Origin of the sequence: Dorea sp. OM07-5, assembly GCF_003481355.1 — a bacterium.
Classification (GTDB): Bacteria; Bacillota; Clostridia; order Lachnospirales; family Lachnospiraceae; genus Dorea_D; species Dorea_D hominis.
On record NZ_QUKZ01000016.1, the window covers coordinates 20725 to 47327 of the forward strand.

27 protein-coding genes are annotated in these 26603 nt (G+C 40.8%); 13 read left to right on the forward strand and 14 right to left on the reverse strand.

Annotated elements, in window-relative coordinates; genetic code table 11:
• The first annotated feature begins 5 nt into the window (after window positions 1-5).
• Genes DXC04_RS12850 through DXC04_RS12860 form a run of 3 tightly spaced genes read left to right on the forward strand, consistent with a single transcriptional unit; the run spans window position 6 to window position 3279 of the window.
• The gene (locus tag DXC04_RS12850; RefSeq protein WP_118661074.1) at window positions 6-1073 is read left to right on the forward strand and encodes a D-alanine--D-alanine ligase family protein; all 1068 of its coding nucleotides are present in this window, start codon (window positions 6-8) and stop codon (window positions 1071-1073) included.
• A gap of 15 nt (window positions 1074-1088) precedes the next feature.
• A complete protein-coding gene (locus DXC04_RS12855; protein ID WP_118661073.1) occupies window positions 1089-2456 on the forward strand; it encodes a UDP-N-acetylmuramoyl-tripeptide--D-alanyl-D-alanine ligase in 1368 nt (455 codons plus the stop codon).
• A gap of 13 nt (window positions 2457-2469) precedes the next feature.
• Window positions 2470-3279: a Cof-type HAD-IIB family hydrolase gene (locus tag DXC04_RS12860; protein ID WP_118661072.1), complete on the forward strand. Its 810-nt coding sequence runs from the start codon at window positions 2470-2472 to the stop codon at window positions 3277-3279.
• A gap of 373 nt (window positions 3280-3652) precedes the next feature.
• On the opposite strand, the gene DXC04_RS12865 is transcribed toward DXC04_RS12860, so the two are convergent.
• The gene (locus DXC04_RS12865; protein ID WP_118661071.1) at window positions 3653-4300 is read right to left on the reverse strand and encodes a hypothetical protein; all 648 of its coding nucleotides are present in this window, start codon (window positions 4298-4300) and stop codon (window positions 3653-3655) included.
• Window positions 4301-4340: 40 nt separating this feature from the next.
• Window positions 4341-4589, reverse strand: coding sequence for a hypothetical protein (locus DXC04_RS12870; protein WP_118661070.1), 249 nt, complete (start codon window positions 4587-4589; stop codon window positions 4341-4343).
• Between the two features lie 107 nt (window positions 4590-4696).
• Here DXC04_RS12870 and DXC04_RS16310 point away from each other — a divergent pair, with 107 nt between their 5' ends.
• A complete protein-coding gene (locus DXC04_RS16310) occupies window positions 4697-5050 on the forward strand; it encodes a DUF6120 family protein (protein WP_442873198.1) in 354 nt (117 codons plus the stop codon).
• A 15-nt stretch (window positions 5051-5065) separates the two neighbouring features.
• Here DXC04_RS16310 and DXC04_RS15600 read toward each other — a convergent pair whose 3' ends face one another.
• A complete protein-coding gene (locus DXC04_RS15600; RefSeq protein ID WP_158580491.1) occupies window positions 5066-5242 on the reverse strand; it encodes a hypothetical protein in 177 nt (58 codons plus the stop codon).
• A 227-nt stretch (window positions 5243-5469) separates the two neighbouring features.
• Between DXC04_RS15600 and DXC04_RS12875 the strand changes: the two genes are divergently transcribed.
• Both DXC04_RS12875 and DXC04_RS12880 read left to right on the forward strand, forming a co-directional pair.
• On the forward strand, window positions 5470-5817 hold the full coding sequence (locus DXC04_RS12875; protein WP_021859663.1) for a PadR family transcriptional regulator: 348 nt from the start codon (window positions 5470-5472) through the stop codon (window positions 5815-5817).
• Window positions 5818-5893: 76 nt separating this feature from the next.
• Entirely contained in the window at window positions 5894-6109 is a 216-nt protein-coding gene (locus DXC04_RS12880; protein WP_158580489.1) for an Ig-like domain-containing protein, read from the forward strand.
• 154 nt (window positions 6110-6263) lie between these two features.
• On the opposite strand, the gene DXC04_RS12885 is transcribed toward DXC04_RS12880, so the two are convergent.
• Window positions 6264-6854 carry a 50S ribosomal protein L25 gene (locus DXC04_RS12885; protein WP_021859660.1) on the reverse strand — a complete coding sequence of 197 codons (591 nt, stop codon included), beginning with the start codon at window positions 6852-6854 and terminating at the stop codon, window positions 6264-6266.
• Window positions 6855-7102: 248 nt separating this feature from the next.
• Window positions 7103-8890, reverse strand: coding sequence for an aminopeptidase P family N-terminal domain-containing protein (locus DXC04_RS12890; RefSeq protein ID WP_118661068.1), 1788 nt, complete (start codon window positions 8888-8890; stop codon window positions 7103-7105).
• A 317-nt stretch (window positions 8891-9207) separates the two neighbouring features.
• Here DXC04_RS12890 and DXC04_RS12895 point away from each other — a divergent pair, with 317 nt between their 5' ends.
• The 4 genes from DXC04_RS12895 to DXC04_RS12910 all read left to right on the forward strand — a co-directional run bounded on the left by DXC04_RS12895 (window position 9208) and on the right by DXC04_RS12910 (window position 14051).
• Window positions 9208-10548: an ATP-binding protein gene (locus tag DXC04_RS12895; RefSeq protein WP_118661067.1), complete on the forward strand. Its 1341-nt coding sequence runs from the start codon at window positions 9208-9210 to the stop codon at window positions 10546-10548.
• Window positions 10545-11396: a response regulator gene (locus DXC04_RS12900; protein ID WP_021859657.1), complete on the forward strand. Its 852-nt coding sequence runs from the start codon at window positions 10545-10547 to the stop codon at window positions 11394-11396. The genes DXC04_RS12895 and DXC04_RS12900 overlap by 4 nt, the downstream gene beginning before the upstream one ends.
• A gap of 138 nt (window positions 11397-11534) precedes the next feature.
• Window positions 11535-12608, forward strand: a complete 1074-nt coding sequence (locus DXC04_RS12905; protein WP_021859656.1) for a PTS sugar transporter subunit IIC — start codon at window positions 11535-11537, stop codon at window positions 12606-12608.
• A 459-nt stretch (window positions 12609-13067) separates the two neighbouring features.
• Entirely contained in the window at window positions 13068-14051 is a 984-nt protein-coding gene (locus DXC04_RS12910; protein ID WP_118661066.1) for a calcium/sodium antiporter, read from the forward strand.
• A gap of 251 nt (window positions 14052-14302) precedes the next feature.
• Here the strand turns inward: DXC04_RS12910 and DXC04_RS12915 are convergent, their stop codons facing one another.
• Window positions 14303-15883 carry a glucose-6-phosphate isomerase gene (locus tag DXC04_RS12915; RefSeq protein ID WP_021859654.1) on the reverse strand — a complete coding sequence of 527 codons (1581 nt, stop codon included), beginning with the start codon at window positions 15881-15883 and terminating at the stop codon, window positions 14303-14305.
• Window positions 15884-16068: 185 nt separating this feature from the next.
• On the opposite strand from DXC04_RS12915, the gene DXC04_RS12920 reads away from it, so the two are divergent.
• Window positions 16069-16842: a class I SAM-dependent methyltransferase gene (locus DXC04_RS12920; protein ID WP_021859653.1), complete on the forward strand. Its 774-nt coding sequence runs from the start codon at window positions 16069-16071 to the stop codon at window positions 16840-16842.
• A 74-nt stretch (window positions 16843-16916) separates the two neighbouring features.
• Here DXC04_RS12920 and DXC04_RS15605 read toward each other — a convergent pair whose 3' ends face one another.
• Window positions 16917-17066, reverse strand: coding sequence for a hypothetical protein (locus DXC04_RS15605; RefSeq protein ID WP_158580487.1), 150 nt, complete (start codon window positions 17064-17066; stop codon window positions 16917-16919).
• Between the two features lie 84 nt (window positions 17067-17150).
• Here DXC04_RS15605 and DXC04_RS12925 point away from each other — a divergent pair, with 84 nt between their 5' ends.
• Together DXC04_RS12925 and DXC04_RS12930 are read left to right on the forward strand one after the other, a co-directional pair.
• Window positions 17151-17558 carry a ribonuclease Z gene (locus DXC04_RS12925; RefSeq protein ID WP_117537052.1) on the forward strand — a complete coding sequence of 136 codons (408 nt, stop codon included), beginning with the start codon at window positions 17151-17153 and terminating at the stop codon, window positions 17556-17558.
• Window positions 17555-18673: a DNA/RNA non-specific endonuclease gene (locus DXC04_RS12930; RefSeq protein WP_118661065.1), complete on the forward strand. Its 1119-nt coding sequence runs from the start codon at window positions 17555-17557 to the stop codon at window positions 18671-18673. The genes DXC04_RS12925 and DXC04_RS12930 overlap by 4 nt, the downstream gene beginning before the upstream one ends.
• Window positions 18674-18828: 155 nt before the next feature.
• Here the strand turns inward: DXC04_RS12930 and DXC04_RS12935 are convergent, their stop codons facing one another.
• From DXC04_RS12935 to DXC04_RS12965, 7 genes are all read right to left on the reverse strand, one after another.
• Window positions 18829-19098 (reverse strand): hypothetical protein, encoded by a 270-nt coding sequence (locus tag DXC04_RS12935; RefSeq protein ID WP_021859650.1) that lies wholly within the window; start codon window positions 19096-19098, stop codon window positions 18829-18831.
• A 79-nt stretch (window positions 19099-19177) separates the two neighbouring features.
• Window positions 19178-19825 carry a DUF4317 family protein gene (locus tag DXC04_RS12940; protein ID WP_118661064.1) on the reverse strand — a complete coding sequence of 216 codons (648 nt, stop codon included), beginning with the start codon at window positions 19823-19825 and terminating at the stop codon, window positions 19178-19180.
• 187 nt (window positions 19826-20012) lie between these two features.
• Complete coding sequence (locus DXC04_RS12945; protein WP_118288011.1) at window positions 20013-20636, reverse strand: YczE/YyaS/YitT family protein; 624 nt, start codon at window positions 20634-20636, stop codon at window positions 20013-20015.
• A 15-nt stretch (window positions 20637-20651) separates the two neighbouring features.
• Window positions 20652-22883 (reverse strand): alpha-galactosidase, encoded by a 2232-nt coding sequence (locus DXC04_RS12950; protein WP_118661063.1) that lies wholly within the window; start codon window positions 22881-22883, stop codon window positions 20652-20654.
• Between the two features lie 29 nt (window positions 22884-22912).
• Window positions 22913-24331 (reverse strand): melibiose:sodium transporter MelB, encoded by a 1419-nt coding sequence (gene melB, locus DXC04_RS12955; protein ID WP_118661062.1) that lies wholly within the window; start codon window positions 24329-24331, stop codon window positions 22913-22915.
• Between the two features lie 172 nt (window positions 24332-24503).
• Window positions 24504-25436, reverse strand: coding sequence for an AraC family transcriptional regulator (locus DXC04_RS12960; protein WP_021860075.1), 933 nt, complete (start codon window positions 25434-25436; stop codon window positions 24504-24506).
• Window positions 25437-25487: 51 nt separating this feature from the next.
• On the reverse strand, window positions 25488-26297 hold the full coding sequence (locus tag DXC04_RS12965; protein WP_118661061.1) for a helix-turn-helix transcriptional regulator: 810 nt from the start codon (window positions 26295-26297) through the stop codon (window positions 25488-25490).
• Between the last annotated feature and the right edge of the window lie 306 nt (window positions 26298-26603).

Sequence of the window (26603 nt, forward strand, 5' to 3'; positions counted from 1 at the left end):
ATTTTATGAAAATTATAGTATTAGCCGGAGGACTCAGTCCTGAACGCGATGTATCACTTATTTCCGGAGCAGGAATCTGTAAAACACTACGCGAAAGTGGGCATCAGGCTTATCTGCTGGACGTTTATTTTGGACTACCTTATGATGCGGATAAACTGGACGAAGTCTTCGATCTTCCGGACGCCGGACTTGGTATTGCAGAAGGTATCAAAACAACGATGCCGGATCTCGATGCTTTGAAAAAGTCCCGACCTGATCAGTCCGACTGCTATCTTGGACCGAACGTCATCGAGCTGTGCCGTATGGCAGATATTACTTTTATGGCTCTGCACGGTTCTGTCGGTGAGAACGGAAAGTTGCAGGCTACTTTTGATATCCTCGGCATCCGTTATACCGGTCCGAATTCTCTGGGTTGTTCCCTTTCTATGAATAAACTGGTTGCCAAACAGATTTTTAAAATGAGTCGTGTAGCAACTCCGCGAGGAACTTCCCTGAATCGCCAAACAAAGGATACCCCGCTTGACGAGCTGGGATATTATCTTCCACTGGTTATCAAACCATGCTCCGGCGGTTCCAGCATCGGTGTATTTATCGTTCACACCGAAGAAGAATATCTTGATGCGATCCATCAGTCTTTTGATGTCCATCAGGAAGAAGAAGTTGTAATTGAACCTTATATCAAAGGAAGAGAATTTGCCTGTGGTATTCTCGCCGGCAAAGCACTTCCGATCGTAGAGATCATTCCTAAAGACGGTGTGTTCAACTACGAGAACAAATACCAGGCAGGCGGCGCACAGGAAATCTGCCCTCCGGTCTCTCTCGATGAGAAGACACAGAAGAAAATGAAGCGCATGGCAGAGAAGGCATTTCGCACTTTACGCATGGATGTGTATGCACGCGCTGACTTTATCGTTGACGATACAGACGGTAAGTTCTATTGTCTGGAAATGAACGGACTTCCGGGTATGACTCCGGCGAGTCTGATTCCGAAGGCTGCGAAGGCTGCCGGTTTGGAATATGGTGATCTGTGCGAGCAGATCATTGATGAATCAATCAAAGCACGCTACCAATAAGGAGGAATTTATTCTATGAAAAACCTTACTTTGGAAAATATCACCAAGGCCTGTAAAGGAACTTATCACGGCGATACATCCAAACTTTCCCAGGAAGTAGCAGGTGTCGTAATCGACAGTCGTAAAGTCGAGAAAGATTACCTTTTTGTCGCTATTGACGGAGAAAATGTAAATGCACATAAATTTATCCCGGATACAATCGAGAAGGGCGCAATGTGTGTCGTTTCCCATGAAGATCTTGGCGAAACCGATTACCCGTATATTCTGGTAGAATCTACCGGTCAGGCACTTTTAGACATTGCGAAACTGTACCGTGATTCTTTCGATGTAAAGGTTGTCGGAATTACAGGAAGTGTCGGAAAGACAAGTACAAAAGAGATGATCGCATCTGTACTTTCCCAGAAATACAATGTTCATAAAACATTAGGAAATTTCAATAACGAATGGGGACTTCCGATCACAATTTTTGAAATGAACGAGGAGAACCAGGTTGCTATTCTGGAAATGGGAGTCAACCACTTCGGCGAGATGCGCAGACTTTCTTCTGTTGCAAGTCCGGATGTATGTGTGATCACGAACATCGGTGTTGCCCACTTGGAATTTTTCAAGACAAGAGAAGGTATCTTCCAGGAGAAATCCCAGATGATCCAGGATATGAAAAATGGCGGAACCATCATTTTCAACGGAGATGATGATATTTTACGTGAATCCGGTCCGATCAAAGGTGTAGAGCCTGTATTCTTCGGAACCGGTGACAACAGTGATTTCCGCGCAACAGATATTAAACCGCTCGGACTTAAAGGAACTTCATGCACGCTCCACATGCCAAACGGAACTTCTTTTGACTGCGTTGTTCCGCTTCCGGGTATCCACATGGTATCCAATGCGCTGGCAGGTGCCGCTGTCGGATACAGCCTTGATCTGACAAATGAAGAAATCAAAGCCGGTATCGAGAATCTCCCGTCTATTCCGGGAAGAAACCACATCATCATTACCGATAAGCTGACGATCTTAGATGACTGCTACAATGCAAATCCGATTTCTACAAAGGCATCCATTGATGTTCTCGATATGGCAATCGGACGTAAAGTTGCTGTCCTTGGAAATATGGGTGAACTTGGTGCAAATGAAAAAGAACTGCACCACGAGACAGGCGCATATGCCGCTGAAAAAGGTGTCGATGTTGTATGCGCGATCGGAGACCTTGCGAAAGAAATTGCAAACGGTGCTTCCGTAAACGGTACAGAAGTACACTGGTTTGAAACAAAAGCGGATTTCCTTGCAGAGATGAAAAATATTATGAAAGAGGGAGACAATGTCCTTGTCAAAGCTTCTCATGGAATGCATTTTCCTGAACTGGTAGAAGCTCTGGAAGCATTGTAGGAGTGTAAAATCCATGGAATATCAGATATTAGCACTGGACCTCGACGGTACGCTGACCAACTCGAAGAAAGAGATCTCCAGACCTACTCTGGAAGCTCTGATCGATATTCAGGAGCAGGGCAAGAAAGTCGTGCTTGCCAGCGGACGTCCGACCAAGGGAGTTCTTCCACTTGCGAAGCAACTACATCTGGAAGACTACGGAAGCTATATTCTCTCTTTTAACGGTGCCAGAATTACCGATTGCAGAAGTATGCAGGCGATCTATAATAAGACTCTTCCGGGAGATATTGTAGAACCTCTTCTGCAGATTTTAAGAAAATATGACGGGCTGGATATTTTGTCTTATACAGCAGATAATATCCTCTCCGGAATCAAACCGAACAAATATACCGAACTGGAATCCCGGATCAATCACATGCCGATCATCGAGACGGATGATTTTGCGGCATGTATTAAAGAACCGGCGAACAAGTTTCTTGTAACAGGAGAACCGGAGATCATTGCAAAGGCGCAGAAGGAAGTGACGGATTATTTCCGTTCTTACCTCTACATCTACTGCTCCGATCCGTTCTTCCTGGAAATCATGCCTCCGCAGGTGGATAAGGCACATTCTCTCCTGAAGCTGTTATCCAGCATCGGTCTTACTTCAGATCAGATGATCTGCTGCGGCGATGGTTACAATGACATTACGATGATCGAGACCGCCGGCCTTGGCGTTGCCATGGCGAATGCACAGCCGTTGGTGCGCGAACGCGCCGATTACATCACCAAGTCCAACGACGAGGATGGCGTACTGCATGTTATTAATGAATTTTTGCGGTAGGGATACGCCTGAAGTATTTCCTTAAGTAGAATTGCTTTTCGCTTCTCCCGCCGAGGATGAATTTTCATGCATATATAAAAAATAAGGGAGCTGGGCTCCGCGGATATATTGTGTATCCGTGAAGTCAGCTCCCTTGTTGCTTTCCTTTGTTCTGGAGATATGCTCTTGGCTTGTTGGGGTATCCCTTTTAGCTTTTCTTTACCCTGAGGGATACGCTCTTGGCTTGTTGTGTATCTCTTTTTCTCTTATACTTCTTCCAATGGATACTTCTTTGTATCCCTCCGTCCTGTCACAACTTGCTTGGGGATATATCGCGCTTTTTCGATGTATCCCCTTTTATCTTCTCCGTCCTTTAAAGATATAACACACATATTTACTTCACAAGCTTGAAATCTTCTTTCTCCACAATTTCTTTCCTGTAATTGTCAAAGTATTTTCCCCAATCAGCCTTGCTGTCACCTGCATGCTTCTCGCTATACTCCTTCTCCAGCTTCTCTCTATATTTGATCTGTGGAAGAAGTTTCTGATATACCGTCTTCTCATACTTCCAATAATCTTCCGGTGAATCAAACTGTGCAATAATCTCATCAACTTGTTTCTGGCTGGATTCATCCAGTTTCTTACCTTCATACTCAGCACGCATATCACTTACATAATCTTCCACTTCTTTGTCTGTCGCCTTACAGCCTGCCTTCATTGCCTCTGTACATAATGCTGCGTTTTCTTTTTCATATTTATAAGCTTCCTTTTCTGCTTCTTCTTCGCTCATGCCTTTAGCCTTATAATATGCAATTGCTTTTTCCATATCAGTTTTTGTAATTTCTGAATAATTTCCCTTCGCATATAAGTTTTTTGCGGAAGCCTCTTCTGGATTCTTATATTCTTTTTCCAGTACTTTGCCAAAATCCGATAATGAGACCTTGCCATTTGCCTGGGAATTATTCTGCACAACACTTCCGGCAAGCGCCAGACATCCAGCAACTACGACTACTGCACTCATAACTTTTCCTTTTTTACTCATAATCTTTCTCTCCCGCGTCCATTAAATATCTGTGATTGTTTCATTGCTTTTCAGAATCCCTGCTATTACGACTTTCTTCTTTTTCTTTTCGGCTTTCTTCTTTCACTTTTTTTATTTTGTCATCCAAAAACAACCCCGAACCTATCACCGCAGTAAGCGAAAACCATTTTAATGCGCATAATAACATATCCTGTGTTCCATATTTTCTTATTTCAAGAGATACCATTACCATCACTGTAACACATACAATAAAATGAACAATATAAAGTATTAATGGACTTTCTTTCATAGATATTCCTCCAACCTCACTCGTTATCCTTATCATGCCGACATTCTATAGTCTGATATTATCATCCCAGTTTATTTTCGTCAATATATATCTAGTTTTTCTATGTATTGTTTTTCCTTTTATTAAATATAGAATATATTTATAAATATCATTATGTCAAATTTGGAAGTATACAAATAAACAAAGCATGTAAAACATATTATAAGAATCCCGCTATTAATTATTCTGAAATATGTGATGAGCTTGGTAATCCCGAAGAAATCGTAGCTGACTATTATTCAAACTGTGATTCTTCTTATCTGACCAAGAATCTTCGTTTTGCCTGCTATATCCGCAGAATGTTCGTTGCAGTTCTCATTGCGGTCATTATCGTAACGGGCGTGCGCAGCTTTTATTTGCATGAATTATACGTTCAAAGTCAAAATGAAATTCCAACTCATGTTATAGAATCTATCGAATAAAAGGAGTTTAACTTATTATGAAAAAAAATTAACATTTATTCTTATCTTTTCTTTAATGCTGTTTCCAATGAATGTATTCGCTTCTTCTGGTACATTCACATACGGATTGGGCACTTCCAAATGTATTTCCTCAAGTGTATCTGCCAAATCTAATGTAAATATTTGGAAAATCACAAGCAGTTCGTCTGGCAAATCAAAGAACACCGCCAGTGCTACAGCTACTGCAAAGCATTATTACAATAACTCCGTAGTTGACACCGTAACTCGCACAGTGAAACTGATATGTAGTTCAACCGGAAAATTTTCTTAAGGTTTATTTAATTTTTTATTAATATTTATTGTATATGCAATGCAAAAATAGTTGTTTTCTTAAGGTTTATTCTTTATAATAGTTAGCAACGGAAGGGATTGACACTATTATGCGGGCACAGAATAATTTCAAAAAGGGCGCTGTAGAGATGCTCTTACTTCATATTTTAAAAGAACAGGGAGATTGTTACGGATATCAGTTTTCCAAACTGATCAAAGAATTGTCGGACGATTATCTGACGGTTCCGGAGGGATCGCTTTATCCCGCCCTGTACAAACTTATCGAAAAGGGATATATCTCCGATTATAAAAAACCTGCCGGGAAGCGGATGATCCGTGTTTACTATCATCTGGAAGCATCCGGCGAAGAGCGACTTGCTTATCTGAAAAATGAATTTTACGAGACGAATCGTTCTATCGAGAAGATTCTTGATTATGATTTTCCGGTAGAATCTTAAAGCCACAAGTTCTACTCAAGCTGGTCAAAAGCAATATTTGTGAAAATATGCGACGTATGATATGATAAATCCTTCCATGCGACTGTATACCGACTACAACAGTCCATACATGTATGCACGCCCAATTCTCAATCCATCCAGCTTTACCTGGACCAGCAGCAATAAAGATATCGCTACTGTCAATAAGAACGGAATTGTGAAGAAAGGCTCCAAAACCGGTAAGGTGAAGATCACTGCTAAATTGAAAACCGGTACGAAGGTAAGTTTCTCCAAGACACTTACAGTGAAATAAACTGCAATAACATAATTTACTATATCAAAAACGACGGTCGTAAGTGGCTGTCGTTTTCTATTATTAAAAAGCACATCCTAACGCTTCTCATCTTCGCGTCAGAATGTGCTTCTTATTTTTTACAATCTCAAATTTTCTATCCAGGCATTTTATATTATGCTTCTGCTGTTTCTCCGTCTTCAGCTTCTTCATCATCTGCTGATGCATGAACTTCTGTTACACTTACAATCAGTGCTTCCGGATCCGTAGATAATGTAATCTCCGGATTCTTGGCAATATCCAGATCTTTTACTTTGATTGTATCACCTGCATGCATATCGCCTACATTGACTTCAATCTTATCTACAAGGTCTTTCGGTAATGCCTTAAATGCTACTTCTTCCAGATGTTCTTCCAATACACCTGTTGTTACTTTCTCGGCATCAACCAATACGATCTCAGCTACAGAGTGAACTGCTTCGTTGCTTACCAATGCCTGAAAATCTACTTCGTTGATCTGTTTTTTAATCGGATCAAACTGAATATCCTTAATCAGTACATTATGCTTTGTTCCGTCAACATCAAGCATAACCTGACTTCCTTTATTGTTCTTCTTCAGAAGGCTTTCTACTTCTTTTTTGTCCATTTTTACCGGAACAGATTCTTTCATCTCGCGGCCAAATACATTGCCCGTAACAAATCCTTCTCTTCTTAATTTCTTTGCTTTGATGTCCATGCTTCTTTTTTCAGCTTTTAAAGTATTCATTTATCTTTTCCTCCAAAAATCTGATATGCTTAGCATCCTTCGACTTTGTCTTACAATACAAAGAGGTGTGTTAAGTAGGTTTTCTTGTTACGATCTTATTATATCTCTTCTATAACAAACAGATTAACCAAATATACACTTTTTTTGAGGTGTTTTTTTGTGATTTTTTCAATTTTTCTAAATTATATAGCAATAAAGCCGGCGCCACCGGAAACGGGAAGCGCCAGCCATGAAGTTCTCTATCTCTGTTAAATTGCTCTTGTGTATTTCTCAAGCCATGCTTTCTCTTCGTCATTCAGATATGGCGAAATCACTTCGTATACTCTCGCATGATAATCATTGAGCAGCTTCTTGTCTTCTGCTGTCATGATATCCGGGTTGATGGCATCTAAGTCCATCGGAATCAGTGTAATCGCTTCAAAATACATGAACTGTCCATATTCGTTCAGAGTTCCTTTCTTTGTCAGAAGTTCGTTTTCCAGACGGATACCGTGGGAACCTTCAATATAGATTCCCGGCTCATCTGTGATGATCATGCCTTCTGCAAGCGGCTCAGTCTCGCCCGGGCGGTATTTCCAGCGGAATCCAGTCGGTCCTTCGTGGATATTAAGCAGATAACCAACTCCATGTCCTGTTCCGTGATTGAAGTTCAAATCTCTGTCCCAGAAAGGCTTTCTTGCAAGGATATCCAGAACCATACCTGTAGATCCCTCTAAGAATTTCGCATTGCTAAGCTGCAAGTTACTGATCGCAACCAATGTAAAATGGTCTTTCATGATCTGCGGCACTTCGCCTAATGCATAAGTTCTTGTTACATCTGTAGATCCTTCATAAAATCCGGCGCCTGTATCTGTTAAGAACAGCTGTCCCTCTTTCAGCTCAACGTCTGTCTCCGGAGATGATGTATAATGCACAATTGCTCCATGCTCTCCAAAGGAAGAGATTGGCTCAAAGCTCGGGCGGATGAAATTGCCCATCTCTGCACGGAACTCATCCAGCTTGTCTGACGCACTCATCTCTGTGATCTTCATCTTTCCAACATTCTCTTTCAGCCATTTCATAAATCTGACATGAGCTACACTGTCTTTGATCTGGGCTTTGCGGATGTTCTTGATCTCTACCGGGTTCTTCATTGCTTTCATAAGAATTGCCGGATTTCTCTGCTCAATTGTTTTCACATTTTCCGGAATATTATTGAAAATTGCATAGTTCAGTTTGCCTGGATCAACCATCACAACTGTATCTTCCGCAAACTTTTTCACATCTTCATAAATGTCATTGTACGGATGAAGTTTCACACCATCTGCCGCCAGTTTTACTTTCAGCGCATCATCCAGTTTACGTTCATCAATATAAAGCTCTACGCCGTCCATTGTAACGATCGCATAAGATAATACCATCGGGAAGAAATCAATATCATTTCCACGGATATTGAGTGTCCAGCAGATATCATCCAGTGTTGTCATTACATGTGTATTCGCTCCTGCATCCTTCATCTCTTTACGGATTCTTGCAAGTTTGTCAGCAACCGTCTCTCCTGCATATTTCACATCCAGATCAAATGCCGGTTCTTCTGACATTGCCGGGCGGTCACTCCAGATCTCGTCGATCAGGTCTTCCTGGTAATTCACATGTGCGTCTTTCTTTGCTGCAATGTCTGCATAGCCCTGACCTTCTCCGACAGATACTACTCTTCCGTCAAATCCAAGTGTTTCTCCAGCCTGTAATACTTCCTCGATGTAAGCATTCATCTCCGGTACACCTGGTTCTCCCATCTTCATCAGTTCCACTGTAGATCCCTCCAGCTGCTTTGCAGCCTGGATGAAATAACGTCCGTCTGTCCACAGTCTTGCCTCTGTCTTTGTGATGACTGCTGTCCCTGCGGAACCAGAAAATCCTGTGATGAACTTTCTCGCCTTGAAATGTTCCCCAACATATTCACTTTGATGGAAATCAGCGGTTGGCACTACATAAACATCAATCTTCTTCTCCTCCATCTGTTTGCGAAGTGCTTCGAGTCTCTCTGGTACTGTCATTTGTTGTTCCTTCTTTCTTATTAGATTTGTTACCCCTCTGCAATTACCATACCAATCCGTAATGCAGTCTTTTGGAAACTGTTTATAGTTTACAATAATCCTCCAATATTTGTCAAAAAATATTTTGTTATGTTATTATAAATATAACAAAAATAATCATAGTATAACTATTGATTTTCGTCATTTTGTCAGATACACTAGATATGATACCAGGGTTCAAAAGTCTAAATCCATATGAGCTTGCTCATATATGGATGACAAACTTTGGAACCCGCCACGATATGCGAACAGAATTTTTTCACTGAGGATAATTTACAATGAACATACCGATAAAGAAATCATGTTTTTACAGTGCAGTCATTATTATTCTCTCACAGCTTAGCATCAGCTTGTTCACCCGGAACTTTCAGCTATCTGTTGCTGTGATTTTTTTGTCTGCCATGACATTTCTGATCCAGGATTTTCCACTGATTCCGGTGACAGTGCTTTCAGCAGTCGGCGTCTGTTCACTCCGTATGCTGCTTGCATGGATCGTAACAGATACTACAGCACCGATTTCCCGGTATTTTCCTGAAATGACATTCTATCTTTGCTACGGTTTTCTTCTATATATATATGTTAAAAATATAACATCATGGAAATCTTCCGGCAAAAGCTTTTTCAGAAGACTGACGCAGCGAAAAGATGTGAACACAACTGCATTTTCAGAATATCCGAACCGAAATCACACACTACTCGTTCTGACCGTAATTGACTATGTGGCAAACTTTCTGGAACTGCTTGTACGTCTGGATATTTCCGCATTTCATATCCGCCTGCAGACAGGTATTTTCCTGACAGCTTTTTTCCGCTCCTGTGTGGTCTGGCTGATTCTGACACTTTTTGCAAAATACCGGATGCTCCTTTTGCAAAAGGAACATGAAGAGCGTTATCAGCGCCTCGTTCTTCTCATTTCCAAACTGAATGGGGAAATGGTCTGGATGCAGAAAAATACTTTGCTTATTGAAGAGACAATGAATCATTCTTACAAATTATATCAGGAGCTGACGGAGGCCGATGTTCCGGCAGAATTATCTACTTCCGCTCTGGCAACTGCAAGAGATATCCACGAGATCAAGAAAGAATACCTTCTGATCATGCGTGGAATTTCCGAAGCACTGAACGAGGAAGTCGAACAGGACGGCATGTATCTGGAAGAGATTTTCACACTGCTTAAGACTTCCATGTTTACACTTGCTGATTCCATGGATAAGACACTGAATTTTAAATTTATCTGCAAAACAAATTTTTATACTTCAAAACATTATGAGCTGTTATCCATTTTCCGGAATCTTCTCATCAATGCACTGGAAGCTGCACAGGAACAGACTGTAACTCTTATGATTTCCATATTTTCCCAGGATGAAGCTGTCATTTTCAAAATTACAGATGACGGTCCGGGAATCCCGGTTGAATACAAAGATGAGATTTTTAATACCGGTTTCTCAACCAAAATTAATTTTGAAACCGGGGAAGTAAGCCGTGGAATCGGTCTTGGTCTTGTGAAAGATCTTGTCGAAAAACGTCTCGGCGGTTCAATCGAACTGGCATCCGTGCCGGGAAATACAACTTTTACAGTAAGCATACCAAAGAATCAAATTGAGGTGATCAAATCATGATGTCTTTTTATTTTATAGATGACGATAAAAACATTACAAACATTTTAAAACTGATCGTAAATACGCGTGGACTCGGTGTCTGTTGCGGAAGTGCGGAAAACGCAGCAGAGGCACTGGCAGATCTGCCTGTCATGCGCCCGGACATCGTTCTTGTCGATTTCCTTATGCCGGAGATGGACGGCATTTCTTTCATCAAGCAAGCGAAAAAAATTCTTCCGGACGCAGCCTATATTATGCTGTCACAGGTTTCTTCCAAGGATATGATTGCTTCTGCCTATGAAGCCGGTGTAGAATTTTTCATCCAGAAGCCAATCAACAGCGTAGAAGTGGAATCCATCATCCGCAAAGTCAGCGACGGTCTTTCCATGAAACGGATGGTTCAGCAGATGCATAATATTTTTACTCCTGACACAAACAAATCCTCTGTTTCCAAGTCAGCAAATGAGCAGCAGATTGAGGCAAATCTGCGCACGATCCTTACACGTCTCGGAATTATAGGCGATACCGGTAGCAAAGATATTATTACGATCGTCAAATACATGTGTATGCACCCGGAAAGCGTGGATACAATGACTGTCAGCGAACTGTGCAGTAAATTCTGTGATAACCCGAAGTCCATGGAGCAGCGTATCCGCCGTACTGCGTTTAACGGTCTTGTCAATCTGGCACATCTCGGTCTAGATGATTACTCAAACGAGATCTTCGTTGATTATTCCAGTACACTTTACAATTTTGAACAGGTGCGGAAAGAAATGGATTGTATTCGTCAAAAAACTGTCAGACATGGTAATTTGAAGATTCGTCATTTTCTGACTTCTCTCGCTTTTCGTTGTCAAAATGCACAATGATTTGTAATAATCGCGCTTATTTGTATGCATATTGTCACCTATTGAAACTTTTTGTAACCGTGCATATATATTATACCTATCAATAAACGGACGGACTTATAGAATTTTTAAATCAAAGAAAGTTGAGAGGTGTAACGTATGGTAACAGTTTTATCAGGTGTAGCTTTATTGGTCGCAACATTAGCAGTGTTTTCACTGTTCAGTCTTAAGATGCCGAAGGGATCGCTTGCAATGTCAGGTATGGCAGATGCAGCCGTTGCAACATTCCTTGTCGAGGCAATTCACAGCTATATCAGCGGAGATTTGTTTGGTATTTCATTTTTAAAACAGGTTGGAACCACATCCGGAAGCATGGGTGGTGTTGCAGCGGCAATCATGGTTCCAATCTGTATGGGAGCTAACCCGTTATACGGGGTAGTAGCCGGTGTAGCCGTTGCAGGTTACGGAATCCTTCCTGGATTTATCGCAGGATATATCGTAGGATTTGTTGCACCGATTATTGAAAAGAAACTTCCGGAAGGTGTGAACGTAATCGTTGGTGCTCTTGCCGTCGCTCCAATCGCACGTATTATCGTTGTAAGTGTAGAACCGGGTGTGAACATCTTATTATCACGAATCGGTCTTACAATTTCAGCAGCAACCGATCAGTCCCCGATCGTTATGGGATTCTTGCTCGGTGGTATTATGAAAATGATCTGTACATCACCGTTAAGTTCTATGGCACTGACAGCCATGTTAGGGCTGACAGGACTTCCAATGGGTATTGCCGCAGTTGCATGCTTTGGTGGTTCTTTCACAAACGGTATGATATTCCACAAATTGAAACTTGGTAACAGAGGTAACGTAATCGGCGTTATGTTAGAGCCTTTAACACAGGCCCCGATCGTAACTGCCAATCCAATTCCTATCTATTGTTCGAATTTCTTTGGCGGCGGACTTGCAGGTATCTCAGCGGCGGTGTTCCACATTGTGAATAATGCGCCTGGTACAGCTTCTCCAATTCCTGGACTTCTTGCACCGTTTGCATTTAATGCGCCGGGAACTGTTGTAATCTCTCTTGCATTTGCAGCAGCAGGCGGTTTACTTGCAGGATTTATAGGCGGAACAGTTTTCAAACACATCCGCGAGAAGAAAGGAATACTTGTAAAAGAAATTATCGCAGAAACTACAGAAGCTGTTGAATCTGAGGAAGCGCTTGAGCCGAGCGTATAAAAAAGCCCCCTTATTTTAACAACAAAATATAGAAAATATCCCCATTGTGGCACCACACACAATGGGGATATTTTTATTGTTATTTTCTGCGCTTATTATGTCCCGTTCAAGAAGCTACGCAAGCAGACGGAACAGCTTCTTAAGATCGATTGGTTTTGATATTTCAAATTCATCTACCTGCATAATGATTCTCTCTTTCTAAGGAAAAATATATTTTGTTTATGATACCATAGAATATATGGCTTTTCTACCTCATTTTAGTAACATAACTGTTAAAAACAGGGGTTTCTAATTCTGTTGCATTTTAGCTCTGTATGTAATAGAATAGATGTAATGTCCAGCAAGTCTTTCATCCGCTCATGAGCAATCTCATGTGGATTCAGGCTTCCAAATTTGGGTATCATTATATAAATATAAAATACATTATTTATTCAAAAATTTCAGAAAGGATTTCGTAAAATGGAATTATTAAAAGCTATTCTGATTCTCGTGATTGGATTTGTATTACTTATCAAAGGAGCGGATTTTTTTGTCGAAGGAAGTTCTTCTGTCGCTAAGAAATTCCATGTTCCTGCCATGCTCATCGGTATGACGATCGTTGCTATGGGAACCAGTCTTCCGGAATGTGCAGTCAGCGTGACTGCGTCACTTGCAAATAACAACAGCCTTGCCGTCAGCAATGTCATCGGATCGAACATTTTCAATTTGATGGTTGTCTGTGGCGCCTGCGCATTATTTTCTCCTCTGACGATCCGCCAGGATACACTGAAGAAGGAATTTCCGCTCTCTATCATCTGTGCGGCACTGATGCTTGTACTCGGCTATATCGGCATGACACTCGGACACATTGACGGAATTATCTTCCTGGTTCTTTTTGTCGGCTATCTGCTCTGGATGATCCAGTCTGCAAAGAAAGCCCGTGCAGCAGTTCTCTCGGATCCGGCACAGTCAGGCCAGGTAGAACAGGCTGAATTTGTAGAAGAAAATATTGCAATCCTGCCAACATGGAAGAGTCTTGTCTTTATTATCGGAGGTATGATCGCAATCAAATTTGGCGGAGATTTCGTTGTTGATGGTGCATCGTCCATTGCTTCCAGCATGGGACTCAGCCAGACACTGATCGGACTTACGATCGTAGCTATGGGAACCAGTCTTCCGGAACTTGTCACCTCACTGGTCGCCGCTAAAAAAGGCGAAGTTGATATGGCACTTGGCAATGTCATCGGATCAGATATTTTCAATATTTTATTCGTACTCGGAATTGCAACTGTGATCAGCCCGATCTCATTCCTGATGGAAAATGTCATCGACATTATCCTGCTCATTATTATGAGCGTGATCGTTCTTGCATTTGCATGGACCAAGCAGCAGATCAACCGCAAAGAAGGTATCCTTATGCTTCTGATGTATGCAGCTTATATGGTTTATATCTGTGTGCGCTAAATACTATTGGGTCATTTAATAATACAACTTTATAATATAGTTGCCATAATTTATTAATAACACTTCTATAACGATAATACCCCACAGCCTGTATCCATTCTGTTAATAAATCGGTACAAGCTGTGGGGATTTTTTTCTTTTATTATGATGCCATGATCATTATTCATAATCTGGCTACTACATCCAATTTTACACATATCTAAAGAAGGGCATCCTTATTCGGACTACCCTTTTTTAAACTGTTTCGTATATTAAATATTCAACAGATTGCTGAATACTTTCAGTGCTCCGTCTGTCTCGTGTGCAAGTACACGTTTTGCGAGGACTTTTCCGAGCTGTACGCCTTCCTGGTCAAAACTGTTAAGGTTCCATACAAATCCCTGGAACATTACTTTATTCTCATAATGAGCAAGCAGCGCACCTAATGTCTTCGGATCAAGCTTCTCTCCGATGATAATGCTTGACGGACGTCCGCCTTCGAAGTTCTTATTGCGGTTTTCGTCAGATTTGCCACATGCAAATGCGACAATCTGTGCTGCAACGTTTGCACATAATTTCTGCTGGCTTGTGCTGTCCTGAATCACAACATCTGTGCCAATCTGGCTGTTCTTGAATCCGATAAACTGAAGCGGTACAATATCTGTTCCCTGGTGCAGAAGCTGGTAGAAAGAATGCTGTCCGTTTGTTCCAGGCTCACCGAAGATCACCGGTCCTGTCACATAATCTACCGGCTCTCCGAAACGGTTTACAGATTTACCATTGGATTCCATATCCAGCTGCTGTAAATGTGCCGGAAAACGGCTTAAAGCCTGTGAATAAGGCAGTACTGCTGTTGCCGGATAACCAAGGATGTTTCTCTCATATACTCCGATCATAGCATCCAGAAGTGCCGCATTCTTACGCACATCTTTGTTCGTTGCAGATTTGTCTGCTGCCGCTGCTCCTTCCAGGAACTGTGCAAATACTTCCGGTCCGAATGCCAGTGAAAGTACAGCTCCACCAACTGCCGATGTAGAAGAATAACGTCCTCCGATATAGTCATCCATGAAGAATGCTGCAAGGTAATCATCACTCTTTGCAAGCGGTGATGTCTCGCTTGTTACAGCGATCATATGCTTACTTGCATCCAGCCCTGCGTTCTTTAATGCATCTTTTACAAAAGATTCATTGGTCAGGGTCTCTAATGTTGTTCCAGACTTGGATACCAGTACGAAAATAGAATGTGCAACATCAATGGAATTAAGAACTGCTGCCGCATCATCCGGGTCTACGTTACTGATAAATTTAGCTTCCATTTTAAACAGACCGTTTTTCTTTGCCCAGTTTTCAAGTGCCAGATACATTGCGCGTGGTCCTAGATCACTTCCGCCGATACCGATCTGTACGACAGTTGTAAACTTCTCGCCGGCTCCGTTTACAATCTCTCCTGCATGTACTTTGTTTGCAAAATCAGCAATCTTCTCCTGCTGTTCTACATAGAATGCTCGTTTATCTACACCGTCTGCCACTACTTTATCTCCAAGCTGTCCACGTGTCAGATGATGAAGTACAAGACGGTTCTCTCCTGTATTGATTACTTCTCCGTTGTAAAGTGCTTCAAATTTATCAACAAGCTGTGCTTCATCTGCCAGTTTGGCAAGTGCATCGATCACAGTATCATCTACTTCTTTTGCAGCATAATTATAGTCAAGTCCCTCTGTCATAGAAACGCTGTAATTTTTCACACGCTCTGCTCCCTGCTCACCGGACATTGCTTCTGCAAGATTCACACGTTTTACATTTGCAAGCTCCTGATAAGAAGCCAGGGTATCTGTGTTCTTCCAATTTATCATAGTGATAGATTCCTCCTTTATTCTTACTTGTTCTCTATCTTTTACCTTTCTAGCATACCATACCGAATCTAACTTTTCAAACCTCCCATGAAAATGGTAAAAATTCTGTGATTTCCTCTCAAAATCCTCAGAATATGCTATACTTTTAAACGAACTCAGCGACTTATGAAGGAGCCTTATTTACTATGATGACAGAATTAGAAAAATACTATAATAAATTTAATGAAGAGAAGCGTCTGAATAGCCGGCACGGGCAGGTAGAATTTACAACTTCCATGAAATATATCCATGCCTATTTGCCGGATGATCCTCATGCGAAAATATTGGATGTCGGCGCAGGAACCGGACGTTACAGTGTCGCACTCGCCGAAGAAGGCTACGATGTTACGGCTGTCGAGCTTGTAAAATACAATCTTGGGATTTTAAAGCAGAAAAACAGTACCGTCAAAGCTTATCAGGGAAATGCCCTGAAGCTTTCACGATTCCCGGACAAAGAATTTGACATGGTACTTGTCTTTGGGCCGATGTATCATCTGCTCACGACAGAAGAGAAAGTACAGGCTTTGAAAGAAGCGAAACGTGTTCTGAAAGATGATGGTGTCATGCTTGTTGCATACTGCATGAATGAATACAGTATCCTGACTTACGGGTTCAGGCAGAATCACATTCTCGAATGTCTGGAAAATGGCAAGATCAGCAAAGATTTCCGTGTACAGCCGGAAGCGGAAGATCTCTATGATTATGTACGGCTTGAAGATATGGATGCCTATAATAAAGCCGCCGGTCTGAAACGGATTAAGGTCATTTCAGCCGACGGTCCTTCGGATTATATGCGTCCGGTATTAAATGCAATGGATGAAGCCACATTTGAAGCATTTATCCGTTATCATCTGACCATATGTGAACGTCCGGAGCTTGTTGGTGCCGGATCGCATACTGTAGATATTCTCAGTAAATAATATCGAAATGCATCCCGGTACAATCGTTTAAGCCGGTTCCGTCCTATACATTTTCTGATATCTTGTCAATAAATTCAAGAATGCACCCGGTAACACATGGATTTATGATGCTCCCGGAATTTCTGATGTAATTTATTGGCGGCTGTAAATGCCACTCGCTCGGATTCATAGTTGTGACTTCTTCCGGAAAGCACAAGTGCAACTTTTAATTTTAAACGATTCATTTCTGGTAAAATTTATACGAACATAGTTTCGTCATCTATGGTATAATAAAACCACTACCATTAGTAAGGGAAAGGGGAGCTTACATGAAACTTATTATTTGCGTTGATGACAACAATGGCATGATGTTCAACCGGCGTCGTCAGTCGAAGGACCGCGAAGTGCGTCATGACATTCTTGCCTATACGATGCCGGAACGGATCTGGATGAATGAATACAGTCTTGAACAGTTTGAAACGGACGATACCTCCCGGATCCAGGTTGCAAATAATTTTCTGATCCAGGCAGATGACAACGACTATTGTTTTATTGAAAACGGACAATATTTGATTGATGAATCGAGACTGGATGAGATTGTTCTGTATCACTGGAATCGTGTTTACCCGGCTGATTATTATTTTGACATTGATCTGCACGGCTGGACTCTGGCAGACCAGAAGGAGTTCAAGGGATTTTCACACGATAAAATAACGAGAGAGATATGGACACGATGAAAAAATTAAAATTATTACTTGCAAATATTATACTTGCCGGTGTGCTGGTACTCGGTGGCTGTGCAGATGCCGGGGAGAGTTCGCAGTCATCATCTTCTAAAGAAACAACCGCGCAGGAATCCGGTTCATCTGAAGATCAAAATACGAATGCCGAAGACAGTTCGGATGATACATCTGCACAGGCGGATTCCGGTAATACTGCCGGCTCTGACACTGCGGGCAAGACAAAAGCTGCCGCTTCTAAAGCAAAAGCTTCGACTGTAAGTACTTCTAAGATACCGAAGTACTCCGGTTCGCCTTATATCAAGGTTCATAACAATGTACCGTTTTTTAAGAAGTCGGACCTGACGAAAAAAGTCTTTGAGAAGTACAGCAAATTAGATGCGCTCGGCCGCTGCCGCACTGCTTATGCCAATATCTGCAAAGCAACCATGCCAACGGAAAAGCGCGGACGGATCGGTATGGTCAAACCTTCCGGCTGGCACACCGTGAAGTACAACAACGTAGACGGCAAATACCTCTACAACCGCTGTCATCTGATCGGTTATCAGCTCACCGCCGAAAATGCGAACGAACGGAATCTCATGACCGGGACCCGATATCTGAACGTAGATGGCATGCTGCCTTTTGAAAATATGGTTGCTGACTATGTAAAAGAGACAAACAACCATGTTCTGTACCGGGTAACGCCGATGTATACGGATGATAACTTACTGGCTGACGGTGTACTGATGGAAGCGGAATCTGTTGAGGACAAAGGCAAAGGCATTTCCTACTGCGTATATGTGTATAACGTACAGCCGGGAATCAAGATTAATTATGAGACTGGCGACAGCTCTGCGAAAGACGCTTCAAACGAGATGTCTTCCGGCAGCTCGAGTAAATCTTCCGGAAATACTTATCATTCTTCCAGGAAGCATACTTCCACACAGATCCGTACCGGACAGAGTTCCGCAAAAGGAACTTACATCATTAACGAGAACACGAACAAATTTCACAAACCGGACTGCCGGAGCGTGAAGATGATGAAAGATAAGAATAAGAAAACATATACCGGGAAACGCTCTGAGCTCATCAATTCGGGGTATGAGCCGTGCAAGAACTGTAACCCGTGATACTGTCACGGGTGGCTTTTCCGAATATTATAAAAATTATAAAACCGCATTACAGCAGCGATTAAACTTGCTGCAATGCGGTTTTTTACTTTCCTTTTTTTTATCTAATCGTTACCGGGTGCAAACTATCAGGATTTTGCTGTATTTTATGCTCGTTATATCCACTCTTCATTTCCGCCTGTTACTGCAAGGGAAATCAAAGCATCCATTTTCTCTACTTCATCTTCGCCCTGGATTACCTGTAATAATTTTGCCGTTTCTTCTATTACAGGCATCGGCTCATCCGGGCCGATCTCCATATCCGGCTGCTCACCGCATGCCGGACAGACCATCTGTGGTCTTACCGTAAGTGATAAGAAACGGTTCCCACACTCTTCACATTCATAATAGCCACACATCTGTGTGCCATCAGGTACATAATACATCTTTTATCCCCCTTTAAAAATACTTCTGTCTTTTGCTGATTTTTCTATCTTCTGTCAGAATCAAGCGCAAACTCTGTAATCACATTAATTGCAATAGCTGTAAGAATTCCTCATGTGGTCTGTCTGCATTCTTCTCATACCATGCAATCGCTCCGGGATCTCCACTCCGGTCCGAAAATGCCGGAAATAAAAAGCCAAACTGCGGCTCGCCCATCTCGTAATCTCCACTGACCGGCGCAAATACACCTGTCAGGAACGGATATACTTCTTCGGATTCCCACTGTTCTGTCTTGTCGTTGCCTTTTCTCGGCACATCATAGCAGCCATAAAACAGATAAAATCCATATTCCCTGTTTTGGTTAAGCTTCTCTCCCAGGATTTCGTAAAATGTTTCCAGAAGTCCGTCATTTTTGAGTTCACACTCTTTCAATGCCATCAGAAGCTGCCAAATACTTTCCGGCTTTTTTTCCGTCTTCGGAAATACATATTCTTTTAATTGCCTGTTTGTATCTGCAAACGGGATTGCCTTTGCAAGCTTCAAATTTTTTCCCTGATCCGCTTTTGATAATTTCAAGAAATGAATATTAAATGTACCATCCACATATCCTTCTTCATCAAAATACGCTCCTACAACTCTCGAAAAACAGTTACGGCTTATTGTCATGCGACGCGTCAGCTCCAGCATATCCTCCCGGTTTATTCTTCTCGTTTTTAACTCTTCTGCCATCTGTCTTTTTCCCCTTATATTCTCTATTCTTTATTATAAACGTAGCCTTTCTGCCTCGCAATCCTGTTTTTGCAAAAAAAGTTCTCCTATGATTTTTATTCGATCATAGAAGAACCTTTTAAATTCAATTCTTTTTCCTTTTTATTGCGGGGTTATAAATTTTTGTTACATTTCTTTATAGGAATCTTTACATTTTTTCAAGTTTTGTTTTAAAAAACTGAATCAAAGGTCCGTTGAAACATGCATTGATCACTGTACCAATTCCTGCAACAGCCCAGATTCCTGCTCCTGATGCGCTTGCAAATGCAATTCCAACAATTACTACAACCACATCTGAAAGTACTCTTGCTTTATGAAATGGGATTTTCTGATGTGTCAGCTTTTCAATAATGATTGCCACACTGTCATATGGTGCAATTCCCATATCCGCAACCATATATAATGCAACTCCCATTGATGCCATTAACTGGGCGAGTACAAGCGCAATTATACGAAGCGGAAGAGACATCTCTATCTGTACTACATCCTGTACCAGCCAACAAACAAAATCTGCGATATATCCGACAAAAATCATATTAATGATAGTTCCTGCACCAATGCAGTGCCTTGCCTGGAAAAATACTATTACAAGAATCACTGCATTCATCAATAACTGCCATGTTCCAAAACTCCAGCCGATAAATCCACTGATTCCAAGATTCATTGCACTGAAAGGATCTACGCCAAACCCGGACAAACGAAGGAAAGACACACACAGACCAATAAACAAGATTCCTAAAATCATCATCCCAGCCCGTTTTGTTATTTTCATTGTTCTTCTTTCCTCCTACTCCTTTTTCCCTTTTAACATATATATTCTTGATTCAAAATCCGTACACGGGACAGCATCTCCCGGCACTTCTCCTGCTGTTACATCAGAAGTGATAAGTCCAAAGTTCATCAGCTCATCTCCATAATTTTCTGTATGATTCCAGACATTTTCATAAAGCATATCCGGATTCAGTCCCTGTAAACGGACACGACTATACGGTTGATTAACTCCATTTAACACACGGTAATAACCTACAATCGCAAGTGTACGATCTTCATTGGTCACCATCCAGACGGTTTCATTTCCATCAAACGGACTCTTCAATCTGTAAAATGTTCCGAACTGCAACACTTCTCTGTATTCTTTCATAAATACAATCTGTTCTTTTACTTCTTTGATTTCTTCCTCTGTTAATTTATTCAGATCCAGCTCATATCCAAAGGTTCCAAAATATGCAACATTCGCACGGGTATGTAATGGAGTGTTACGAAATACCTGATGATTCGGAACAACCGATACGTGACTTCCCATACTGCTGAGTGGATAACACATAGAAGTCCCATATTGAATCTTCAGACGTTCAATTGCATCTGAATCGTCGCTTGTCCATCCCTGCGGAGCATAATATAACATGCCAGGATCAAACCTTCCGCCACCACTCGCGCAGGATTCAAATAATACTTCCGGAAATGCCATTGTCAGACGTTCATATAAATCATATACGCCTAAAATATAACGGTGAAATATCTCTCCCTGCCTGTCTGCCGGAAGTTTTACACTGTAACACTCTGTAATGCTGCGATTCATATCCCATTTGATATAAGATATCTTAGCTTCTGACAATAATTTTTCCATCATATTATAAATGCAATCCACAACTTCTTTTCTTGAAAAATCCAGTACATACTGATATCTTCCATGAGAAGTATTTCTTCCCGGGGTCTGAATGATCCAGTCCGGATGTGTACGATATAAATCTGAATCTTTGTTTACCATTTCCGGTTCAAACCAGAGACCGAATTTCATCCCCAGATTCTCAATTCTTTCAGATAAGCCTTTTATCCCATTTGGTAAAAGATCCGGATTTGCTACCCAGTCACCAAGACCGGCTCTGTCATTTCTTCTTGCGCCAAACCATCCGTCATCCAGTACAAATAACTCAACTCCGCATTCTTTAGCTTTTCCGGCAATCTCAACAAGCCGATCTTCCGTAAAGTCAAAATAAGTTGCTTCCCAATTATTATTCAAAATTGGTCTGGTCCGGTCTCTCCAATATCCTCTTGCCAGCCTTTTGGCATATAATTTCTGAAAAGTCTGACTCATTCCATTCAGTCCCTGATCACTATATACAAGCATTGCTTCAGGCGTCTGAAAACTCTCCATAGGTTCTAATTTCCAATCAAATCCTGTCGGATTAATACCTGCTGTAATTCTTGTAACATCATGGGTATCCACTTCTGCCTGTATCCGAAAATTTCCACTGTATATGAGGCTAACACCAATGGCTTCTCCTACATTTTCATCTGTATTCTCTCGTTTCAATACCATAAATGGATTATGCTCATGAGAGGAATTTCCACGCATACTATCGATTGCTGTAATTCCCTGTTCTAAAACTCTGTTTTTCACATAACGCTCTCTTGACCATGCACCGGATAACTGCATCCATATATAATCCTTGTCCGGAAGATCCAGACTTAAGCTCATCATATTTAATATATGTAAATTCTGATTTCCACTATTTTTTAAACGTGCACTTCTTGCTATTGCACTGTATTGTTCAAAAATAGTATATAACAACTCCAGCTGAGCACCTGTCAAAGAATCTTTCAGGAAAACACGCAGTGTCTGTGCTTCTTCTTCTGCTTCTGTGTAAGTTGCCGGAAGTCCGGAAAGTTTCGGTTTCCCGGATGAGATCTCATATCCATCATACTGAAATTCACTGATTCTGCTTCCATTTTCCTGCAATAACTCTATTGCCGGATGTCTGTAATCTGTTGTCCCATAAACCGGATATTCCTGTCTGATATGTTCCAACGAAAAACTACGATCCCACTCATAAATATAAGATGTCATTGGTCGTCCACATTTTTCCACCAAATAGGAGAAATCTGCCTTATCATGAATTCGTTTACCAAAATACAGTTGTCCTAAATGCCCATTATCTAATACGCATAAAATATAGCTGATTTTGTCATTATATAAATGAAATGTTTTTGTTTCCTCATGGAAAATAATTTTTCTCATAAACTACCTCTTTTATTTTTATATTTAAATTATGCATCCTGCTTTCTGGCATGCATTTCGTTTACTTTTCTTGTAACTTCTTCCATCTTCTCACCTTTTAAAATATAATATTTTTTGTAAATACCAAAACTAACAATTGCGAGAATAATCGGAATGATAATCATCAATACGCGGATTCCTAATACGGTTCCTGCACTTTGGGCTGTTGCTTTTGCATTGTATCCTACAATCTGAAGTCCGATTCCGGTTAAGCCACCTGCAGCAGCTGTTGCTGCCTTCATAAGAAATGTCTGTGCAGAACAAGTTACACTTTCATTACGTACTCCGAATTTTACTTCTCCATAATCAATTACATCTGCCATACAGCAAGTTGTTACACCAAGTGAAAGTCCTGAACCAAAGAACAGCAGTGCACAGCAGATTACAACCAATACCTTGCTCTGCGGAGCAACATATCCTGCTATTCCAAGAAGGATGAAACCCGCAATCGGAAGTCCACATGCAAATGCATACACTTTTTCACGGCTGATCTTGCTGGCGATTTTCGGGAAAAATACAAGTCCGGCCATTTCAGCGATGATCGCAAATCCAAAAATAGAATACAAATATTCATCATGGCAAACGCATTTGAAATAATAAACAGCAAAACTTTTTGCAATCTGTGTACAAAGATTAAATGTCAGAAGCAAACCTATAAAAGCAAGCAGCTGATCATTTTTCACAATTACGTGAAATGCCTGTTTCAAACTTGTTTTTTCTGCTGATGCACCAACTGTAGATTCTTCTTTTACATTGAATACTGTAATACCGATCGTAATGATAAATACGACTGCGATAATAATAGCAAATAAAGTGTATCCTTTTTCTGCATAAAGATTACTTTCTCCTGCAAGCTTATTCAGATGATTAATAATATAAAGACCAAATGTTGCTACTGAGAATCCTGCAAGACTTGCAAAAAATCTCGGAATGACAGATACTTTTTCACGTTCATGCGGATCATTGGTCAAGTTTGGAAGCCATGACCAATATGGAACATCCATAATGGTATAAGTCATTCCGTATAAAATATACATTACAGATACATATATATACAAGGCAGTTCCTGATAAATGAAAGCTATGGAACAGTAAAACAAATACAACAGAATTCACTAAAGTTCCGATCACCAGCCAGATTCTAAATTTACCAAACCGAGTATGTGTATTATCTACAATCATTCCCATCATCGGATCATTGATTGCATCCCAGATTCTTGCTACAAAAAACAGTACTCCGACGAATGCCGGTGCCAGATACAAAGTATCTGTAAAATAAAGCATTAAAAATGCTCCTACCAGATTACAGATGGCATCTTTTCCAATAGCTCCAATACCAAAACATAATTTTTCTCTCGTAGATGCGTATTTATACTGCGAATTTCTCTGATTTTCTTTTTGAGTCGCCATAATTCTCCTCCTCTAATATTCCTTTATTTATTTGTTATCTGAGTGAGGAATCTTGTGCACTTGTTCCTTTTTTCCATAATGCAAGTATAACGCGAAAAAAAAGACATCCGTTATACCATTTTGTTAAGAATAATATCCCAAATGTTAGGTATATGATGTCTTTCAGAACATTTTATCTATTGCTTTCTTTATTTTTCTCAATATCTTTTACATAAATCGTTTTATGTTTTTGATATTCTTCCAATTCATTTTGTGCAGAAATCAGTCTTGTTCTCGCCTTCTTACGGTTACTGTTCCGATATACACTTGGTGTCATTCCTATTTTCTGTTTGAATACTTTTCCAAATGCCAGCGAATTGCGATACCCACAGGAAACTGCAATGTCTTCAATCGACTGTTCCGTAAGTACGAGCTGTTCTTTTCCTCTCGAGATCCGAAATTCTGTCAGAAAATCTTTTGGCGAAATTCCAAGGCTGTTCATAAAAATTGTATATAAATAACTTCGGTTTAATGCCAGATATTCTGCTATATCTGCAACTGTGATACCTTGCGAATAAGAATTTTTAATATAATCAATCGCTTCCTGTACATGCATGCTTTCTTTTGTATTATCTGCATATTCTTTAATTTCAATGCCTCGTGCCAGCACCGAAAAAAACTGGTACAACTTTCCCTGGAGATAATACAGATTTTCTGCTGTTGACTGGGTATGACGAAGCATTTCAAAAACGATTTCTTTTAATTCATCTCCATATTCACATTCACAGGTCAGCTGTCGCCCGTTTAGTCCCAAATCCCGCACGAATCTGGAAGCTTCTGTCCCCCCAAATCCGACCCATAGATATGCCCACGGTTCTTCCTTGTCTGCCTGATAAAACGTCAGACTTTCCGGTTCAATTAAAAATGCCTGTCCTTCTGACAGATGATACTTGTTTTCCCCCACCTGATAGATGCCTTTCCCTTTCATTACATAATGTAATATATAATTAGGCCTGGAGGCCGGTCCATAGCTATGCAGAGGTTCACATTCTGCATAGCCACAAAAACTTAAATGAAAATCTTTAAATTTGGGTTTTAATAATTGCAATACATAAGAATCTTCCATAATAACGTCCTCTTTTTACAAACACAAAATAACTGGATGTTCTTTTCATTTTTACAAACTGATAACACCGGAATGTTCTCTCCATTTTTTCCGATATTCGCTCGGTGACATCCGGTAACGCTCTTTGAATGCACGGTTAAACGTCCGCTGGCTTTCAAATCCGCTGTCCAGGCAGATTTCTATGATTGAATCCCGGGTATTTTCCAGTCGCGAACATGCATAGCGGATTCTCGCATCATTTACATACTGATTAAAATTGCTGTGAAATGTTCCCGAAAACACACGGGAAATCGCATATTTACTTACGCACAGATCCTGTGCCATCTTATCCAACGTTATATTTTCCCTGAAATGTCCGGAAATATATGCTACTGTCTGATAGATCAAATCATCACTTCCAACCTTGGATTTTTCATCCAGATCCAGAAGCGGTACACATCTTGCAAGCACGATCTGTAAATACGCTTGCAGAATCGTGAACTCCCATTCCTGCGTCAACATCATGCGGTACAGCGCATGAATAACCTCTTCTCCCAGTTCGCTCCTTTTGATCACTGGCATGACAGGTGCATATTTCTGTAACTCTTCACCGAAGAATCCGATACTTCCTGCCGCTATATTTACAAGATAAATTTTATGTGCATCTGCGCCAAATACCTGATAATGGTGGATGATATCCGGAAATATAATTCCCATGTCTCCTGTTTCCAGATGATAAAGCTCCTGTCCGACACCCAGCTCCAGCGTTCCTTCCGTCACATAAACAAGCTCCAGCGTATTGTGAAGATGCGGCGCAACGTGACGTGCCCTCTTCTGCACTGCCTGGATATTCTGTTTTGTATTTTTATATTGTAAATGCATAATCTCTTGTCCGCCTCTTTTATTTTCTGCTTTGCTTTACTCTGTATCCAAGGTTATCACTTTGATATTTGAAATGCAATATTTGTCTACTTTTTTGTCCGATTTGGCAAGCATTATCTGTATTTTCATCTTATAATGACCATGTAATCAAGAGAAAGGAGTGAATCGATATGATGAAAAGAATTAAAAATTACTTGCACGAGGTTATGGATTTCTATGGTGCTAATTATTTATATCTCGCAGCAATGTACCGTCACTAAAAAAGGACCTGCGGACTGCATGGTCCTTTTTTCATACTTATTTTTA

What these genes read in the sequence shown, in the direction of transcription:
- DXC04_RS12950 (WP_118661063.1), bottom strand. Translation starts at nt 22,883, where the DNA reads ATGAGAAAAATTATTTTCCATGAGGAAACAAAAACATTTCATTTATAT.
- DXC04_RS12940 (WP_118661064.1), bottom strand. Translation starts at nt 19,825, where the DNA reads ATGGCAGAAGAGTTAAAAACGAGAAGAATAAACCGGGAGGATATGCTG.
- DXC04_RS12920 (WP_021859653.1), top strand. Translation starts at nt 16,069, where the DNA reads ATGATGACAGAATTAGAAAAATACTATAATAAATTTAATGAAGAGAAG.
- DXC04_RS12880 (WP_158580489.1), top strand. Translation starts at nt 5,894, where the DNA reads ATGCGACTGTATACCGACTACAACAGTCCATACATGTATGCACGCCCA.
- DXC04_RS12935 (WP_021859650.1), bottom strand. Translation starts at nt 19,098, where the DNA reads ATGTATTATGTACCTGATGGCACACAGATGTGTGGCTATTATGAATGT.
- DXC04_RS12865 (WP_118661071.1), bottom strand. Translation starts at nt 4,300, where the DNA reads ATGAGTAAAAAAGGAAAAGTTATGAGTGCAGTAGTCGTAGTTGCTGGA.
- DXC04_RS12870 (WP_118661070.1), bottom strand. Translation starts at nt 4,589, where the DNA reads ATGAAAGAAAGTCCATTAATACTTTATATTGTTCATTTTATTGTATGT.
- DXC04_RS12900 (WP_021859657.1), top strand. Translation starts at nt 10,545, where the DNA reads ATGATGTCTTTTTATTTTATAGATGACGATAAAAACATTACAAACATT.
- DXC04_RS12915 (WP_021859654.1), bottom strand. Translation starts at nt 15,883, where the DNA reads ATGATAAATTGGAAGAACACAGATACCCTGGCTTCTTATCAGGAGCTT.
- DXC04_RS12945 (WP_118288011.1), bottom strand. Translation starts at nt 20,636, where the DNA reads ATGAAAATAACAAAACGGGCTGGGATGATGATTTTAGGAATCTTGTTT.
- DXC04_RS12850 (WP_118661074.1), top strand. Translation starts at nt 6, where the DNA reads ATGAAAATTATAGTATTAGCCGGAGGACTCAGTCCTGAACGCGATGTA.
- DXC04_RS12930 (WP_118661065.1), top strand. Translation starts at nt 17,555, where the DNA reads ATGAAAAAATTAAAATTATTACTTGCAAATATTATACTTGCCGGTGTG.
- DXC04_RS12875 (WP_021859663.1), top strand. Translation starts at nt 5,470, where the DNA reads ATGCGGGCACAGAATAATTTCAAAAAGGGCGCTGTAGAGATGCTCTTA.
- DXC04_RS12855 (WP_118661073.1), top strand. Translation starts at nt 1,089, where the DNA reads ATGAAAAACCTTACTTTGGAAAATATCACCAAGGCCTGTAAAGGAACT.
- DXC04_RS12885 (WP_021859660.1), bottom strand. Translation starts at nt 6,854, where the DNA reads ATGAATACTTTAAAAGCTGAAAAAAGAAGCATGGACATCAAAGCAAAG.
- DXC04_RS12860 (WP_118661072.1), top strand. Translation starts at nt 2,470, where the DNA reads ATGGAATATCAGATATTAGCACTGGACCTCGACGGTACGCTGACCAAC.
- DXC04_RS12910 (WP_118661066.1), top strand. Translation starts at nt 13,068, where the DNA reads ATGGAATTATTAAAAGCTATTCTGATTCTCGTGATTGGATTTGTATTA.
- DXC04_RS12895 (WP_118661067.1), top strand. Translation starts at nt 9,208, where the DNA reads ATGAACATACCGATAAAGAAATCATGTTTTTACAGTGCAGTCATTATT.
- DXC04_RS12890 (WP_118661068.1), bottom strand. Translation starts at nt 8,890, where the DNA reads ATGACAGTACCAGAGAGACTCGAAGCACTTCGCAAACAGATGGAGGAG.
- DXC04_RS12905 (WP_021859656.1), top strand. Translation starts at nt 11,535, where the DNA reads ATGGTAACAGTTTTATCAGGTGTAGCTTTATTGGTCGCAACATTAGCA.
- DXC04_RS15605 (WP_158580487.1), bottom strand. Translation starts at nt 17,066, where the DNA reads ATGAATCGTTTAAAATTAAAAGTTGCACTTGTGCTTTCCGGAAGAAGT.
- DXC04_RS12925 (WP_117537052.1), top strand. Translation starts at nt 17,151, where the DNA reads ATGAAACTTATTATTTGCGTTGATGACAACAATGGCATGATGTTCAAC.
- melB (WP_118661062.1), bottom strand. Translation starts at nt 24,331, where the DNA reads ATGGCGACTCAAAAAGAAAATCAGAGAAATTCGCAGTATAAATACGCA.
- DXC04_RS12965 (WP_118661061.1), bottom strand. Translation starts at nt 26,297, where the DNA reads ATGCATTTACAATATAAAAATACAAAACAGAATATCCAGGCAGTGCAG.
- DXC04_RS12960 (WP_021860075.1), bottom strand. Translation starts at nt 25,436, where the DNA reads ATGGAAGATTCTTATGTATTGCAATTATTAAAACCCAAATTTAAAGAT.